Origin of the sequence: Pseudomonas sp. GW456-12-10-14-LB2 (genome assembly GCF_002884345.1) — a bacterium.
Classification (GTDB): Bacteria; Pseudomonadota; Gammaproteobacteria; order Pseudomonadales; family Pseudomonadaceae; genus Aquipseudomonas; species Aquipseudomonas paraglycinae.
Map to the genome: position 1 here is coordinate 95,391 of NZ_POHV01000003.1, position 15,024 is coordinate 110,414.

Annotated in this window: 10 protein-coding genes and 1 pseudogene; 8 read left to right on the plus strand and 3 right to left on the minus strand. The window is 59.4% G+C overall.

Annotated elements, in window-relative coordinates:
• Nucleotides 1–106 precede the first annotated feature (106 nt).
• Complete coding sequence (locus C1X29_RS02960; RefSeq protein ID WP_039768508.1) at nt 107–1,009, minus strand: bestrophin family protein; 903 nt, start codon at nt 1,007–1,009, stop codon at nt 107–109.
• A gap of 524 nt (nt 1,010–1,533) precedes the next feature.
• Here C1X29_RS02960 and C1X29_RS02965 point away from each other — a divergent pair.
• The 5 genes and pseudogenes from C1X29_RS02965 to C1X29_RS02985 all read left to right on the plus strand — a co-directional run bounded on the left by C1X29_RS02965 (nt 1,534) and on the right by C1X29_RS02985 (nt 6,448).
• Nucleotides 1,534–3,588 (plus strand): ATP-binding cassette domain-containing protein, encoded by a 2,055-nt coding sequence (locus tag C1X29_RS02965; RefSeq protein ID WP_102716876.1) that lies wholly within the window; start codon nt 1,534–1,536, stop codon nt 3,586–3,588.
• Nucleotides 3,589–3,675: 87 nt separating this feature from the next.
• Entirely contained in the window at nt 3,676–4,653 is a 978-nt protein-coding gene (locus C1X29_RS02970; RefSeq protein ID WP_237233858.1) for a glycine betaine ABC transporter substrate-binding protein, read from the plus strand.
• Entirely contained in the window at nt 4,650–5,576 is a 927-nt protein-coding gene (locus C1X29_RS02975) for a homocysteine S-methyltransferase family protein (RefSeq protein ID WP_102716824.1), read from the plus strand. The genes C1X29_RS02970 and C1X29_RS02975 overlap by 4 nt, the downstream gene beginning before the upstream one ends.
• Nucleotides 5,569–5,718: pseudogene (locus C1X29_RS02980) on the plus strand (peptide-methionine (S)-S-oxide reductase); the annotation flags it as partial. The gene C1X29_RS02975 and the pseudogene C1X29_RS02980, both read left to right, overlap by 8 nt.
• Before the next feature lie 214 nt (nt 5,719–5,932).
• A complete protein-coding gene (locus C1X29_RS02985; RefSeq protein WP_102716825.1) occupies nt 5,933–6,448 on the plus strand; it encodes a cupin domain-containing protein in 516 nt (171 codons plus the stop codon).
• A gap of 199 nt (nt 6,449–6,647) precedes the next feature.
• On the opposite strand, the gene C1X29_RS02990 is transcribed toward C1X29_RS02985, so the two are convergent.
• The gene (locus tag C1X29_RS02990; protein ID WP_102716826.1) at nt 6,648–7,259 is read right to left on the minus strand and encodes a dTMP kinase; all 612 of its coding nucleotides are present in this window, start codon (nt 7,257–7,259) and stop codon (nt 6,648–6,650) included.
• 148 nt (nt 7,260–7,407) lie between these two features.
• On the opposite strand from C1X29_RS02990, the gene C1X29_RS02995 reads away from it, so the two are divergent.
• The 3 genes from C1X29_RS02995 (at nt 7,408) to C1X29_RS03005 (ending at nt 12,601) form a co-directional block, all read left to right on the plus strand.
• Nucleotides 7,408–8,541 carry an aminotransferase class V-fold PLP-dependent enzyme gene (locus C1X29_RS02995; protein ID WP_085745690.1) on the plus strand — a complete coding sequence of 378 codons (1,134 nt, stop codon included), beginning with the start codon at nt 7,408–7,410 and terminating at the stop codon, nt 8,539–8,541.
• Nucleotides 8,542–8,812: 271 nt separating this feature from the next.
• The gene (locus C1X29_RS03000; protein WP_102716827.1) at nt 8,813–11,218 is read left to right on the plus strand and encodes a glucose/quinate/shikimate family membrane-bound PQQ-dependent dehydrogenase; all 2,406 of its coding nucleotides are present in this window, start codon (nt 8,813–8,815) and stop codon (nt 11,216–11,218) included.
• An 84-nt stretch (nt 11,219–11,302) separates the two neighbouring features.
• The gene (locus C1X29_RS03005; RefSeq protein WP_102686164.1) at nt 11,303–12,601 is read left to right on the plus strand and encodes a carbohydrate porin; all 1,299 of its coding nucleotides are present in this window, start codon (nt 11,303–11,305) and stop codon (nt 12,599–12,601) included.
• 67 nt (nt 12,602–12,668) lie between these two features.
• On the opposite strand, the gene C1X29_RS03010 is transcribed toward C1X29_RS03005, so the two are convergent.
• Entirely contained in the window at nt 12,669–14,864 is a 2,196-nt protein-coding gene (locus C1X29_RS03010) for an OsmC domain/YcaO domain-containing protein (RefSeq protein WP_102716828.1), read from the minus strand.
• Nucleotides 14,865–15,024 lie beyond the last annotated feature (160 nt).

Consider the following 15,024-nt stretch of genomic DNA (forward strand, 5'->3'; position numbering starts at 1 on the left):
CTGGAGCGCACACAGGTCAGTTAATCCGCTCGTCTCATCAATAGTCGCTCTGCACCTGATAAAGAAAAGGGTAGTCCCGCTATCGTGCTGCTGCTAAAGCAGCGCCTCACGCGTGCTCTTCAAGCCTGCGCACATCACCCAACGAATCACGTTGCATCGACTGCAAGTTCTTTTCAATGGTTTCGCACAGTGCTTCCATTTGAATCTGGTGTTCGCTGTGGCGAAACGGGCTTTGCAGATCGGTGCCGATGCGTTCGATGGCCAGCAGCATGAATCCCACCACGGTCGACGCCAGCGGCGTAAACCAGCCCAGGGATTCGACCAGTCCCACCGGCACGATCAGGCAGAACAGCGAAATAAACAGCCGCGGAAAATAGACGTAAGGGTAGGGCAGCGGGGTATTGGCGATCCGCTCCATGCCGCCCTGACTGTTGGACAGGTCGACCAGCGTCGACTCAAGCCGCGCCAGGCGAATACTGTCCAGATGCCCGGCCTTGTATTCCTTGGCGAGCAAAGTCGCGGAGCCGGTGAGAATATCGTTGGCAAAGTTATTGGTCGTGCCACTGCGGGCGAACTCTTCGGCGGGAATAAACGCCCGCACCTCGTCAGGACAAGGCTGGCCTTGCAGATGCGCGGCGAGGCAGTTCACATACGCGACGTGGCGGCGCAGCAGAGTGGATTTGACCGGATTCACCTCGCCGCCGGCGTCGTCCAGCAGCGTCAGCACCTGCCGGGCGAAGCTGCGGGAGTTGTTGATCATCGCCCCCCACAACGTCCGCGCTTCCCACCAGCGGTTGTAGGCGCTGCTGTTGCGAAAACTGATCAATACGATCAACGCCGAACCCAGCAAGGTCAGCGGCATCAGCGGCAGGTTCAGCTTGGCGTTGAGGAACAGCATGAAGTCGACGGTGACGGCGATGTCCCACAGCAGCAACCAGAACAGAGACCAGCCCACGTAGCCCAGGGTCTTGATGATCAGGCGGTATTTTTTGACGATGGCAGCTTTCAAACGGAAACCTCGTGGCGAGCAGTTTGCTTAAACGCTTAAGCTCGGACGATGCCTGGCACCGGCAGTTCCCTGAAGCAGCCAACCGTCAGTCAATCTGCGAAGCCCGGCCATCCGAATGGCCAATGCTTGCGAGAAAAATCCTCGTATCCCGATTGAACCGCAGATGAACCACGCGGGACCTGCGATACAGGATCGTTGTCGCTGTGCAGCACGTCCGGCGGTCGGCACGCAACAAACCACATCGCTTTGAAAAGCACCTCCGGAAACCGGGCGGGAAAGCCTAAGCTCATTCCAAAAAGATATTTATTTAATCTTTTTAAGATCGTTTAGCTTTTAGCAAAGAAAACGTGCAGCGCCTCGCTTGCGGCGTTTTTTGCCTCAGGCCAACCCTGTCCGCGGTTATTGCCTGAGGCTCCTGTCCATTTTTTCTACCCTGAACGGCCATATATCTGGCCGTCAGCGGTTCGTTGCCGGGAGCCCTCGTGACACTTATCAAAACCTCTTTGGCAACGGTACAGGTCGACTTGCCTGAACGATTGGCCCCACCCATCGACGATAGCGCCGAGGAGGGCGATGTTGTCCTGGAACTGCGAGGCGTCACTAAAGCTTATCTGCGCAAGGGCGGATCGCCGTTGCCGGCTGTCAACCACGTCAGCTTGAAGGTCCGGCGCGGCGAAGTGCTGTGCCTGATGGGCACCTCCGGCAGCGGCAAATCGACCTTGCTTCGCCATATCAATCGTTTGATCGAACCCACCAGCGGTGAGGTCTTGATTGAAGGTCAGGCTATCAGCGGCCTGAGCCACAAAGCGTTGCGGGATTTGCGCTCGCGGCGAATCGGCATGGTGTTCCAGCATTTTGGTCTTTTGCCCCATCGCACGGTGCTGGACAACGTTGCGCTGCCTCTGGAGTTGCGCGGCGAATCCGAGGCCGTCCGGCACGCAGCGGCCACCCGACAGTTACAGGCGATGGGCCTTGAGGGATGGGGCGAGCATTATCCCCACGAGTTGTCCGGCGGTATGCAGCAAAGGGTCGGTCTTGCGCGGGCATTGGTGACTGATCCGGATATTCTCCTGATGGACGAGCCTTTCAGCGCACTGGATCCGACCATCCGGCGAGACCTGCAAAGGCACTTTCTGGCCTTGGTACGCGAGCGCGGGATCACCACGTTGCTGGTCACCCACGATCCTGCCGAAGCGGTCCGTCTCGCTGATCGGATAGCGGTATTGCGCCAGGGACGTCTGGTGCAGTCGGGCACCCCGAAACAGCTGCTCGAGACGCCGGCCGATGCTGAGGTCGCGGATTTTTTCCGCGATTGCCTTCCAGCCGCACCGGTATTGCACGATGCCGGTGGCGCGGTACGTCAGGTTCCCGAAACGGCACCGAAGGAGCAACCGGTTCAGCCGGGCTTGCGCGGCTGGCAAGCCCTGTTGCTCGGACCGGCAGCGCTGGCGGCGCGGGGCCGAGGCGGGTTGTTCTGGCTTGGGTTCGCCGCAGAACTCGCGGCCCTGGCCACTGCGGTGCAAGGCATTGCGAGCGCGTCCTGGATATCGGTCGTGGTGGGATTGGCCGTGCTGGCGGCCAGTCGTTTCACCGCGTATTCGCTGAGCCGTCAACCGGTGCGGCGCGCCGTTTCGAGTTGGGCGTTGCCGCTGGCGGTGCTGCTGGTCAGTCAGGCATTGGTGATCTGGCGCGTGTTGACGCCCGATACCACCCAGGCGCTTTTGCAGTTCCCGGCCAGCCGCCAGGCGCTGTTACTGACCGCCCAGAGCGTGGATGACTTTATCGGTTGGTCACAGGTGACGTTCGAGAGCGCTTTTGTCGGCGTGATCGTTGCGGTTCGCACGGTCATTGAAGGCATCGAATCCCTGCTTGGTTGGCTGCCCTGGCCGGTTTGCGCGCTGGCGCTGGTATTGCTGGCCTGGCGCTCGGCGGGCCTGGCCCTGGCGCTCACCAGCAGCGCAGCGTTGTTGTATATCGGCCTGTTCGGGTTTTGGGAGCGGACAATTGCCACGCTGGCGCTGGTTGGTTCGTCGGTGCTGATCGCACTGGTGATCGGCGTACCCACCGGCATTTTGCTGGCGAAGCGGCCGTTTGCCCGCAGGCTGCTCACGCCTTTGCTGGATGTCATGCAGACCCTGCCGACCTTTGTCTACCTGATTCCCGCTGTGGCGTTCTTCTCGGTGGGCAAGACTCCGGCAGTCATTGCGACGGTGATTTTTGCCCTGGCACCGATGATTCGTCTGACGTCCTTGGGCATTCAGGAAGTCCCGAAGGATGCCGTGGAAGCGGCAATCGCCCATGGAGCGAACCCTTGGCAAACCCTGGTGAAGGTGCAACTGCCGCTGGCGCGAAGATCACTGTTGCTGGGGATCAATCAGACCATTGTCATGAGCTTGTCGATGGTGGTGGTTGCTGCCCTGATCGGCGCTGGAGGGTTGGGTTACGACGTCATGACGGCGTTGCGCAATATCAAGGGCGGCGAGGGCGTGCTGGCCGGCGTGGCGATCGTGCTGTGTGCATTGATCCCCGATCGAATCATTCAATCGAGCTTGCGCAAGCAAGACCATCTGCATAACTGAACTGTGAGACTTATCGTGACAAAACATCTATTGCGTAACCTGAGTGCGGTTGCAGTGCTGGCTTCCCTGATCGTGCCGGCCAGCGTGATGGCCAAGGACAAAATTGTCATTGGCGAGCAGAACTGGACGGGGGCCATCGCCATTCAACACATTCTGGGTGAGGTGATCAAAAGTCGTCTGGACGGTGATGTGTCGTATCTCGCCGGGGACGTGCCGGTGCTGTTCAGTGCGGCGGCCAAGGGCGACGGGTCTGTGGATGTGCTGACGGACATCTGGCTGCCCAATCAGTCGGCGGCGTGGGCCAAGTACGTCACCGGCGGCACCCGCTCACTGGTGCCCAATGCTCACCCTTATGCCGGCGAACAAGGCTTCTACATTCCCGGTTATCTGCAAGACAAGTACGGCGTCAAATCGATCTACGACCTGAAAAAACCGGAAGTGGCCAAACTCTTCGAGCCAGTGGGCGGCGGCAAGGCCGAACTGCTGGTGGGGCCGGCGGGCTGGGAGTCGACGTATATCGGCCAGATCAAGGCCAAGGATTACGGCTTCGCCGATAAATTCGAATCCGTCTCGACGGAAGCCTCGGTGACCTACGCCAAACTGGCCTCGGCTTACAAGGCGCAACGCGGCGTGGTGTTCTACGCCTACACCCCTGACTGGATTTTCTCGGCCTATGATCTGCGTCGCCTGGAAGAACCCGCGTTCGATGGCTACGCCCAGGACAACAAAAAAGAAGATCCTCTCTACAAGGCGGATGGCTGCTGGAAATTCGTCAGCCCGACCGTCGATCCTGACTGGCTGAACAAGAGCCACATCACCTGCGCCTTCCCGGATGCCAAGGTGTACGTCCTGGCTTCCACAGCATTGCAAAAGCGCGCGCCGAAAATTGCCGAGTTTCTGCACAACTTCTCCATCGACCCGGCACAGTTGAACGGACTGATCCAGAAGATCGAAAAGGAGAAACAGCCAGCAGACGTCGCCGCCAAGGCCTGGGTTCAAGCCAACCCTTCTACTGTTGACCAGTGGTTTGCAGGGCAGGCGCAGCAAGTGAGTTCAGCCCAATGACCAGAGCGAACGTACGTGTGCTCGATGGCGGCATGGGGCGGGAGTTGAAGCGAATCGGCGCGCCGTTCCGTCAACCGGAATGGTCGGCCCTCGCGCTGATCGAAGCGCCCGAGTATGTGCTGCAGGCGCATCAGGCGTTCGTGAAAGCGGGCGCGCGGATCATCACCACCAACAGCTATGCGGTGGTGCCTTTTCATATTGGCGACGAGCGATTTGCCGAGCAGGGAAGAGCGCTGGCTGAGCGCGCCGGACGGCTGGCGCGGCAGGCCGCCGGCGAAAGTACCGATGCGGTCACCGTGGCCGGTTCGTTGCCGCCGGCGTTGGGGTCCTACCGGCCGGATCTGTTCGATCATCAGCGTTCAGTAGCGATCCACCGCGAACTGATTGCCGGATTGCGAACGCACGTCGATGTTTGGCTGGCCGAAACGCAAAGCTCCATTGCTGAAGTGCGGGCGGTGGCCGAAGCCCTCGGAACGGATCCCGCGCCACTTTGGGTATCATTCACGCTGTTGGACGAAGAGGGGCGGGAGCCGCGATTACGCTCAAACGAGGCCGTTGCCGATGCAGTTCGCGTGGCGGCTGGGCTGGGGGCCAAGGCGGTGCTCTTCAATTGCAGCCAGCCGGAAGTGATGGCCGCGGCTTTGATTGAGGCACGCGCTGTGATTGAAAACCTGGATCATCCTGTCGAACTGGGGGTTTATGCCAATGCTTTCCCCCCTGTCAGTGCCAAAGCCGAGGCCAATAGCGATTTGTTGGAAATTCGGCGTGATCTGGGCCCCGAGTCCTACCTGGACTGGTCGAAGTCATGGGTTGCCGCAGGGGCCAGCATTGTCGGCGGATGCTGTGGAATCGGCCCGGAGCATATCGCCCAGTTGCATTTGCACCTGCACTATCAAAATGGTGAGGAGGCCGCGCATGAGTGATTTTTCAGGCGACGTTCTGTCAGAGCAGGCGACATTCGGTGCCGGCTGTTTCTGGGGAGCGGAAGCTTCATTCCGGGCATTGCCGGGTGTGCTCGACACCCGTGTCGGGTTCGCGCGGTCAGACTTGGGTGACGCCACCCTGATCGAATGCGCCGCTTTTGCCGTCACGGCCGGGGCGTTGCAATTGCTCGGGTCGGCGAGTGGGGCAAGCCGAAATTGGCGCAAGAGTGAATCCACAGGAATACGGGCAGGAAAGGGTGTATAAAAGTGATTAAAATCGTCGAAATATAGTTAACTACGCTAAATAGATGTTTAGTCGAGTTATTACAGATCGTATTGAAACGATGGAGCAGGTCATGAATCCACGCCCGATTACTGCATCGAACCTGATTGCGTCACTGGACCTTGAGCCTCACGTCGAAGGTGGTTTCTTTCGCAGAACCTACCAGGCCGATCATCGGGACATGCTCGAAACCGCCGGTGGGCCGCGTTATCGGATGACGTCGATTTACTACCTGTTGACCGAAGAATCACCGGTTGGCCAGTTTCATTTCAACCAGTCAGACATCCTGCATTATTTCCATCTGGGCGATACCATTGAGTACAGCTTGATCCTTGAGGACGGTTCACTGCAGACGTTGGTGATGGGCAACGATGTTCTAGCCGGACAACATTTGCAATTGCACGTACCGGGCGGAATCTGGAAAGCCTCCAGATTGCTGAATGGTTCGAACGGATTTGGTTTGATCAGCGAAGCGGTTTCACCAGGCTTTGATTTTGCCGATATGGAAATGGGGAACCGGCAGAAACTCACAGCGCGGTATCCGCAGCATCGAGCGCTGATTGAAAAGCTGACGCGTGACGAGGATTGAGCGCAGCACATTTCAAATGGAGAGATTTGCAGGCACCAAGGATCAGGTCCTTTGAGAGCGATGCTGGAGATTGAAATGGTGTGCGCAACCGGGCTGACTTCGTAATACTTTGTTACGTGTAATGTATATTATGTTAAATGATATGTCTGGGCGGAACTTTACGAACTCCCGCCTAAACCCAGCTGATCCACCTCGGCAATCAATTGAACAATTCATAGATCTCAGAAACCACCTGCATCGTCGCATCCTCGACCGCTCCTTCATTACGGCACAAAACCCAACCATGATCGGCAGCTGCTTGCTCGAACATCTCCGTACACGCGACATGCTCTGCGTGCTTTTGAATCACAGTACCGCCCAGTCCTCTGGATCGTGCCGTTGCCCTGGCCCATGAAATATCCGGCGTGGTGACGACGCCGACATGCAGGTCTGGCACCTGCACGTTTTGCTCGATATTCAACTGGAGAATCTCTGCAAACGGGACGGTATGGCGAAACGCGGCGTCAGACGGATACCAGCGATCGATCAGGACAATGCTGCCCAGCGGCTGCTTCGTCAGCACGTGCCGGGAGATCCAGCTGCGGCTATCAGCAAAGCGCTGACACACAGTCCACTCCAGATCCCGGGAGGGATTTCTGGCAATTTCGTTAACGAGGGCCATCGTGGCACCCCGGTACGGATCGCTTTTTCTCTCGCAAAGCCGGATGACTTTCTTGTTGTCGGCCCTCAGTACTGCCGTAACCGCTTCCAATAATGTGGTCTTGCCGGTTCCTTTTGGCCCATCCAGAGAAATAAACAGCGGACGATTCATTTTTCACACAACGATTGAGGCATTGATGACCACTCTATCCTCATTTCTGCAATTCGATCAGCTCATCCCTGCCCTTTGCCTAGACTTGCTTCCCAATGATGTTCGCCAGACCTTTTGACTGCCAGGGAATCACATAAGGAGCCACCCCATGTCAAAGCTATACCCCGGAATCGATCCCGAAGGGCTTATCGAGTACTCCGTGGTCTACACCGACCGCTCGCTGAACCACATGTCGCAGTCCTTTCAGGCCGTGATGAAGAACATTTCCCAGACCCTGAAACAGGTCTACAACGCCGAGGCCGTTGCGGTGGTTCCGGGCAGCGGCACATTCGGCATGGAAGCGGTGGCGCGACAGTTTGCCACCGGCCAGCAATGTCTGGTGATACGCAACGGCTGGTTCAGTTATCGCTGGAGCCAGATCCTTGACACCGGCAACATCCCGGCAGCCACGACGGTGCTGAAAGCCCGACCGGTCGAAACGGGTCGCCAGGCTGCCTACGCCCCGCCACCTCTGGACGAAGTGCTGGCAGCCATTGCGGCTTCGAGGCCGCAGATTGTCTTCGCCCCCCACGTTGAAACCTCATCAGGGATTATCCTGCCCGACGAGTACCTGCGGGCCGTCGGCGACGCCGTGCATGCGGTGGGTGGGCTGTTCGTGCTGGACTGCATCGCTTCCGGCACGCTTTGGGTTGATATGCACAAATGCGCCGTCGACCTGCTGATCAGCGCACCGCAAAAAGGCTGGAGCGCCTCCCCTTGCTGCGCTCTGGTGATGTTCAGTGCTCTGGCCCTCGAACGCATCGAGCAAACGCAAAGCAGCAGCTTCGCCTGCGACCTGAAAAAGTGGCTGCAGATCATGCAGGCCTACGAACAGGGCGGACATGCCTACCACGCGACCATGCCCAGCGATTCCCTCGCGCGGTTCAACGACGTAATGAAAGAGACGCAGGTCTACGGTTTCGACAAGGTCCGCGACGACCAGCAGGTTCTGGGTGACCGGGTGCGCGCCATGTTGGCCGGCAAAGGCTTTAAAAGCGTGGCCGCAGCCGGCTTTCAGGCGCCAGGCGTCGTGGTGAGCTACACCGATGATGCCGATATCAAAAACGGTAAGAAATTTGCCAGCCACGGCCTGCAGATCGCCGCTGGGGTGCCGCTGCAATGCGATGAACCGGCCGACTTCCAGACCTTTCGTATCGGTCTGTTCGGACTCGAAAAGCTGCACAACATCGAGCGGACGGTCAGCACCCTCGAGCGGGCACTGGATGAGCTGATGGTTAGCTAAGCTTTCATCTCGGCCGCCGCCAATACTGTTCCCGCAGATCCTGTCTGGCGGGAACCACCAGGCCGTGATCAACCTGTCATAAATTCCATATCTGCTGGCAAATAGAGGACTTTTCTACCGTTTCAATAGCACCTGAGGTGCCGCGAAGACAAGGCCAGCGTCGATCCGTCGCACCATTGAGCGCCAAAACCCCTTTCATTCTGAATTAGTGATTTAACTAGGTAGTTACCTAACTATATAATGCCCTCCTCATTTCAACGGGACATTCAACGTGAAGCAGAGTCAACGCCTCTCGGGCATATCAACATTCATTCTGGTCGGGCTGGGCGTGATCATCGCCCTGCTCGGCCTGGCACTGGCCGCTGGCGGTGTGAAATTGGTCAGCCTGGGAGGCTCCTGGTACTTCCTGGTGGGTGGTCTGGCGATGGCCATTTCCGGTCTGCTGATCGCACGCCGCAAGCCTTCCGGCGCCTGGCTGTTCGCAGCGTTCCTGCTGGGGACGGCGATCTGGGCAGTCATCGACGCAGGGTTGGTGTTCTGGCCGGTGTTCTCGCGTCTGTTCATGTTCAGCGCCGTGGGTCTGGTAGTTGCGCTGGTCTATCCGCTGCTCAAGCGCGCCAACGGCGGCGTTGCGGGTCGTGGTGCCTACGGTGTTGCCGCTGTTCTGGCGGTTGGACTGGCCGTGGCTGCCGGCAACATGTTCGTCGCGCACCCGACCGTCGCCCCTACCGGCACCGGTCCGGGCCTGACGCCGGTCGAGCCGGAAAAAGCGCAGAAAGACTGGGCACACTACGGTAATACTGAAGGTGGCAGCCGCTTCGCCGCGCTGGACCAGATCAACCGCAGCAACGTCGACAAGTTGAAAGTCGCGTGGACCTACCACACCGGCGACATCGCCGAGAGCGACGGCAACGGCGCCGAAGACCAGCTGACTCCGCTGCAGATCGGCAACAAAGTCTTCATCTGCACCCCGCACAACAACCTGATCGCACTCGATGCCGACACCGGTAAAGAAATCTGGAAAAACGCGATCAACGCTCAATCCAAAGTCTGGCAGCGTTGCCGTGGCATGGCGTATTTCGACGCCAGCGCCGCCGTCGCCAAACCGGCCAGCTCGCCAGTGAGCGAAACCCCGGTCGCACCCGCCGCCAACTGCACGCGCCGTCTGCTGACCAACACCATCGACGCCCGCCTGATTGCTGTCGATGCCGACACCGGCGAGTTCTGCCAGGGTTTCGGCAACAACGGCCAGGTCGATCTGAAGGCCGGTCTGGGTGATGTTCCGGACAGCTATTATCAACTGTCCTCCGCTCCGCTGATGGCCGGCACCACCGTGGTGGTTGGCGGTCGCGTTGCCGACAACGTGCAGACCGACATGCCGGGCGGCGTGATCCGTGGTTTCGACGTGATGACCGGCGCCATGCGCTGGGCATTCGACCCGGGCAACCCGCAGGATAAAAACGCACCGGCAGACGGCAGCACCTACGTGCGCAGCACGCCAAACAGCTGGGCGCCGATGTCCTATGACCCGGCGACCAACACGATCTTCCTGCCGATGGGCAGTTCGTCCACCGATATCTATGGTGTCGAGCGCAGCAAACTGGATCACACCTACGGCGCCTCGATCCTGGCGCTGGACGCCAACAGCGGCGAAGAAAAGTGGGTCTACCAGACCGTACACAACGACCTCTGGGACTTCGACCTGCCGATGCAGCCAAGCCTGATCGACTTCACCAAGGACGGTAAAACCGTGCCGGCGGTGGTGATCGGCACCAAGGCCGGGCAGATTTACGTGCTCGACCGCGCCACCGGCAAACCACTGACCGACGTTAAAGAAGTACCGGTCAAGGCGGCCAACATTCCGAACGAACCCTACTCGCCAACCCAGCCGAAATCGGTCGGCATGCCGCAGATCGGTGCTCAACACCTGACCGAATCGGACATGTGGGGCGCCACGCCGTACGACCAGTTGCTGTGCCGGATCGATTTCAAGTCGATGCGTTACGACGGCTTGTACACCGCGCCGGGCACTGACAAATCCCTGAGTTTCCCGGGTTCGCTGGGCGGCATGAACTGGGGCAGCATTTCCACTGACCCGGTGCACGGTTTCATCTTCGTCAACGACATGCGTCTGGGCCTGTGGATTCAGATGATCCCGTCGCAGAATAAAGGCCAGGCAACCTCCGGTGGTGAAGCGTTGAACACCGGTATGGGCGCCGTTCCGCTGAAAGGCACGCCTTACGCAGTGAACAAGAACCGCTTCCTGTCGGTTGCCGGCATTCCGTGCCAGGCCCCACCGTTCGGTACGCTGACCGCCATCGACATGAAAACCCAGAAAGTCGCCTGGCAAGTTCCGGTCGGCACTGTTGAAGACACCGGCCCGCTGGGCATCCGCATGCACCTGCCGATCAAGATCGGTCTGCCAACCCTCGGCGGCACCCTGTCGACCCAGGGCGGCCTGATCTTCATCGCCGGCACCCAGGACTTCTATCTGCGCGCCTTCAACAGCGCCAACGGTGAAGAAATCTGGAAAGCGCGTCTGCCGGTCGGCAGCCAAGGTGGCCCGATGACCTATGTGTCGCCGAAAACCGGCAAGCAATATGTGGTTATCACCGCCGGTGGCGCTCGCCAGTCGACCGACCGTGGCGACTACGTGATGGCGTACGCCCTGCCGTAAACCGCAGCGCCCTCCTTCACTTCACTTGTGCGCGGCACCTTCGGGTGCCGCGTCGTTTCATGTCCTTCGCTCTGGATTTCAGCAATGTCATTGGCTGTTCGCTTTTCTCACGCCGGCGTATTCACCGGCATGCTGTTCGGTCTCACCTGCGGCGCTGCCCTGCCCGCCCTCGCCGATACCGATTCGAACGTGTTCACCCGCAGCACCCTGACCGGCGACTGGGGCGGCCTGCGCCACCAGCTCGATAAAGACGGCATCAAGTTCACCGGCGATTACACCGGCGAAACCGCCTACAACGCCGACGGCGGCCTGCATCGCTCGGCGCGTTATTCGCAGAACATCAAGCTCGGTGCGCAGTTCGACCTGAGCAAACTGTACGGCGTCGACAACGCCGGCAAGATCCAGCTGAGCATCAACGACCGTCGCGGCAACAGCGCCTCCGAAGATCTGGTCGGCAACCGTCTGCCCATCCAGGAAAACTACGGCGGCCTCTACACGCGCCTGACCGAGCTGAGCTACGAGCGCAGCCTGTTTACCCCGGCGCTGAACGTCAAACTTGGCTACATGGCCATGGGCAATGACCTCGGCGGCCTCGACAGCGGGATTCTCTGCAACTTCATGAACGCCGGCTTCTGCGGCCATCCGCTGAACATGTCCGGTGGCAGTGGCTGGACCAACTACCCCAACGCCCACCTCGGTGTGCGGGTGAAATACGACCTCTCCCCTGCCTGGCAACTGCGTGTGGCCGCGTTCAACGTCGACCCGGAAAGCAACGGCAATTCCAGCCGCGCCTGGCACCTGGGCCCGAAACACACCACCGGCACCGTGGTGCCGATCGAACTGGTCTACAAGCAGGCCGGCAAACTGCCCGGCGAGTACAAGGTCGGGTATTACTACGACAGCTCCGACGTCAAACGCATCGGCAGTGACAAGGAAGTGTCCGGTCGCGGCGGTCATTACGTTCTGATCGACCAGGCCGTCTGGGCTTCGGACGTCTCTGAAGGTCGCAGCCTGCACGCCTTCGGCCAATATTCGGCGGCCAGCGAAGCAGCTTCGCCGTTCAGCAAGTGGTACGGCACCGGCCTCGTTCTGTACAAGCCTTTTGAGGGCCGTCCGCGCGACACCGTGGCGCTGGGCTACGGCCGCGCAGTGCCGAACCCGCGCAGCCGTGATGTGCAGCAAGACGCGGCGCTGGACAATGGCGCAGCGTTTCCAAACCTGGACAGCGCCGAGCAATTGATCGAACTCGGCTACGGCTACCAAGCCACTCCATGGCTGACGCTGCGCCCGAATATGCAGTACATCATCGAGCCGGGCGCGTTTTCCGGGAAGGACATCGACAATGCATTGGTGTTTGGATTGCAGGTGAAAGCTGCGCTCTGACGCCAAAGTTTGTCGACCACAAAAAAAGCACCCGAAGGTGCTTTTTTTGTGCGTGCCGCCAACCGAATCAACCCGTGAAGCTGGCCCGCGCTGCGTGCAGTTTCTTGTAGCTCTCGATCAGGCGCAGATGGCGATCCAGCCCTTCCAGCTTCATGCTGGTCGGCGTCAGGCCGTAGAAGCGCACGCTGCCGTTGACCGAGCCGATCGCCGCATCCATGCGCTCGTCGCCGAACATGCGGCGGAAGTTGGCTTCGTAGTCTTCCAGCTCCAGATCTTCGTCCAGCTCCATCTCCAGCACCACGTTGACCGCTTGATAGAACAAGCCACGCTCGACGGTGTTGTCGTTGTATTGCAGGAACGCTTCGACCAGATCCTTGGCCTGCTCGTACTTCTGCAAGGCGAGATAGATCAGCAGGCGCAGTTCGAGAATGGTCAACTTGCCCCATGGCGTGTTGTCGTCGAACTCGATGCCGATCAGCGTGGTGATGTCGGTGTAATCGTCCAGCTCGCTGTGTTCCAGGCCTTTGGCGAGGTTGCGCAGACCGACTTTGCTGAGGTTGTGCAGGTTGAGGATGTCGGCACGGAATTGCAGCGCTTTGTTGGTGTTGTCCCAGATCAGGTCTTCTACCGGATAGATCTCCGAATAGTCCGGTACCAGAATGCGGCAAGCCTTGGCGCCGATGTGCTCGTAGACCGCCATGTAGACTTCCTTGCCCATGTCTTCGAGGATGCCGAACAGCGTCGCGGCCTCTTCGGCGTTGGAGTTTTCGCCGTTGCCGGAGAAATCCCACTCGACGAATTCGAAGTCGGCCTTGGCGCTGAAGAAACGCCACGACACCACACCGCTGGAGTCGATGAAGTGCTCGACGAAGTTGTTCGGTTCGGTCACGGCCTGGCCCGAGAAGGTCGGCTGCGGCAGATCGTTGAGGCCTTCAAAGCTGCGGCCCTGCAGCAACTCGGTGAGGCTGCGTTCCAGCGCCACTTCGAAGCTCGGGTGCGCGCCGAACGAGGCGAACACGCCGCCGGTGCGCGGGTTCATCAGCGTCACGCACATCACCGGAAATTCACCGCCCAGCGACGCGTCCTTGACCAGCACCGGGAAGCCCTGCTCTTCCAGCGCCTTGATTCCGGCGAGAATGCCCGGGTACTTCGCCAGCACCTCTTGCGGCACATCCGGCAGGGCCATTTCGCCTTCGAGGATTTCGCGTTTGACCGCCCGCTCGAAGATTTCCGACAGGCACTGCACCTGGGCTTCAGCCAGGGTGTTGCCGGCGCTCATGCCGTTGCTGAGAAACAGGTTTTCGATCAGGTTGGACGGGAAGTACACCACCTCGTTGTCCGACTGGCGTACGAACGGCAGCGAGCAGATGCCGCGCTGGGTGTTGCCGGAATTGGTGTCGTACAGGTGCGAGCCGCGCAGTTCGCCGTCACGGTTGTAGATGCCCAGGCAGTATTCGTCGAGGATTTCTGCAGGCAACTCATCTTTGGCGCCAGGCTTGAACCAGCGCTCGTCCGGGTAATGCACGAACTCGGCATTGGCGATCTCTTCGCCCCAGAACTGATCGTTGTAGAAGAAGTTGCAGTTCAGCCGCTCGATGAACTCGCCCAGCGCCGAGGCCAGCGCGCCCTCTTTGGTCGCGCCCTTGCCGTTGGTGAAGCACATCGGCGACTGCGCATCGCGGATGTGCAGCGACCAGACGTTGGGCACGATGTTGCGCCACGAAGCGATTTCGATCTTCATGCCCAGGTCGGCCAGAATCCCCGACATATTGGCGATGGTCTGTTCCAGCGGCAGGTCCTTGCCGGTAATGCAGGTGCCCGCGCCGGACGTGGAAGCTGGCATCAGCAGGGCCTGGGCATCGGCGTCGAGGTTCTCGACTTCCTCGATCACGAACTCCGGCCCGGCCTGCACCACCTTCTTCACCGTGCAACGGTCGATCGAGCGCAGGATGCCCTGGCGATCCTTCTCGGAAATGTCCGCCGGCAGCTCGACCTGGATCTTGAAGATCTGGTTGTAGCGGTTTTCCGGATCGACAATGTTGTTCTGCGACAGACGAATGTTTTCGGTCGGGATATTGCGGGTGCTGCAGTACAACTTTACGAAGTAAGCCGCGCACAAGGCCGACGACGCCAGGAAATAGTCGAACGGACCCGGTGCAGAGCCATCGCCCTTGTAACGGATCGGTTGGTCGGCCACCACCGTGAAGTCATCGAACTTGGCTTCGAGTCGGAGGTTGTCGAGAAAATTGACCTTGATTTCCATGCGGGTTACCAGAATAGCGGGCTAAACAAATTGGCCGCCATTATCCGGCTTTTGAGCGTGAAGTCTTGTGCTTTTGCTTAGCGGGGCCTGAGCGGTCAGACACCTTTGACGAACTTCCGAACATCTCGAAGCTGAAGATGTTCTAGATTGAAGAAGTACC

Excerpts from the sequence above, each read along its gene's own strand:
- C1X29_RS02970 (WP_237233858.1), top strand. The coding sequence starts at position 3,676 with ATGGCCAAGGACAAAATTGTCATTGGCGAGCAGAACTGGACGGGGGCC.
- C1X29_RS02975 (WP_102716824.1), top strand. The coding sequence starts at position 4,650 with ATGACCAGAGCGAACGTACGTGTGCTCGATGGCGGCATGGGGCGGGAG.
- C1X29_RS02985 (WP_102716825.1), top strand. The coding sequence starts at position 5,933 with ATGAATCCACGCCCGATTACTGCATCGAACCTGATTGCGTCACTGGAC.
- C1X29_RS03010 (WP_102716828.1), bottom strand. The coding sequence starts at position 14,864 with ATGGAAATCAAGGTCAATTTTCTCGACAACCTCCGACTCGAAGCCAAG.
- C1X29_RS02995 (WP_085745690.1), top strand. The coding sequence starts at position 7,408 with ATGTCAAAGCTATACCCCGGAATCGATCCCGAAGGGCTTATCGAGTAC.
- C1X29_RS03005 (WP_102686164.1), top strand. The coding sequence starts at position 11,303 with ATGTCATTGGCTGTTCGCTTTTCTCACGCCGGCGTATTCACCGGCATG.
- C1X29_RS02990 (WP_102716826.1), bottom strand. The coding sequence starts at position 7,259 with ATGAATCGTCCGCTGTTTATTTCTCTGGATGGGCCAAAAGGAACCGGC.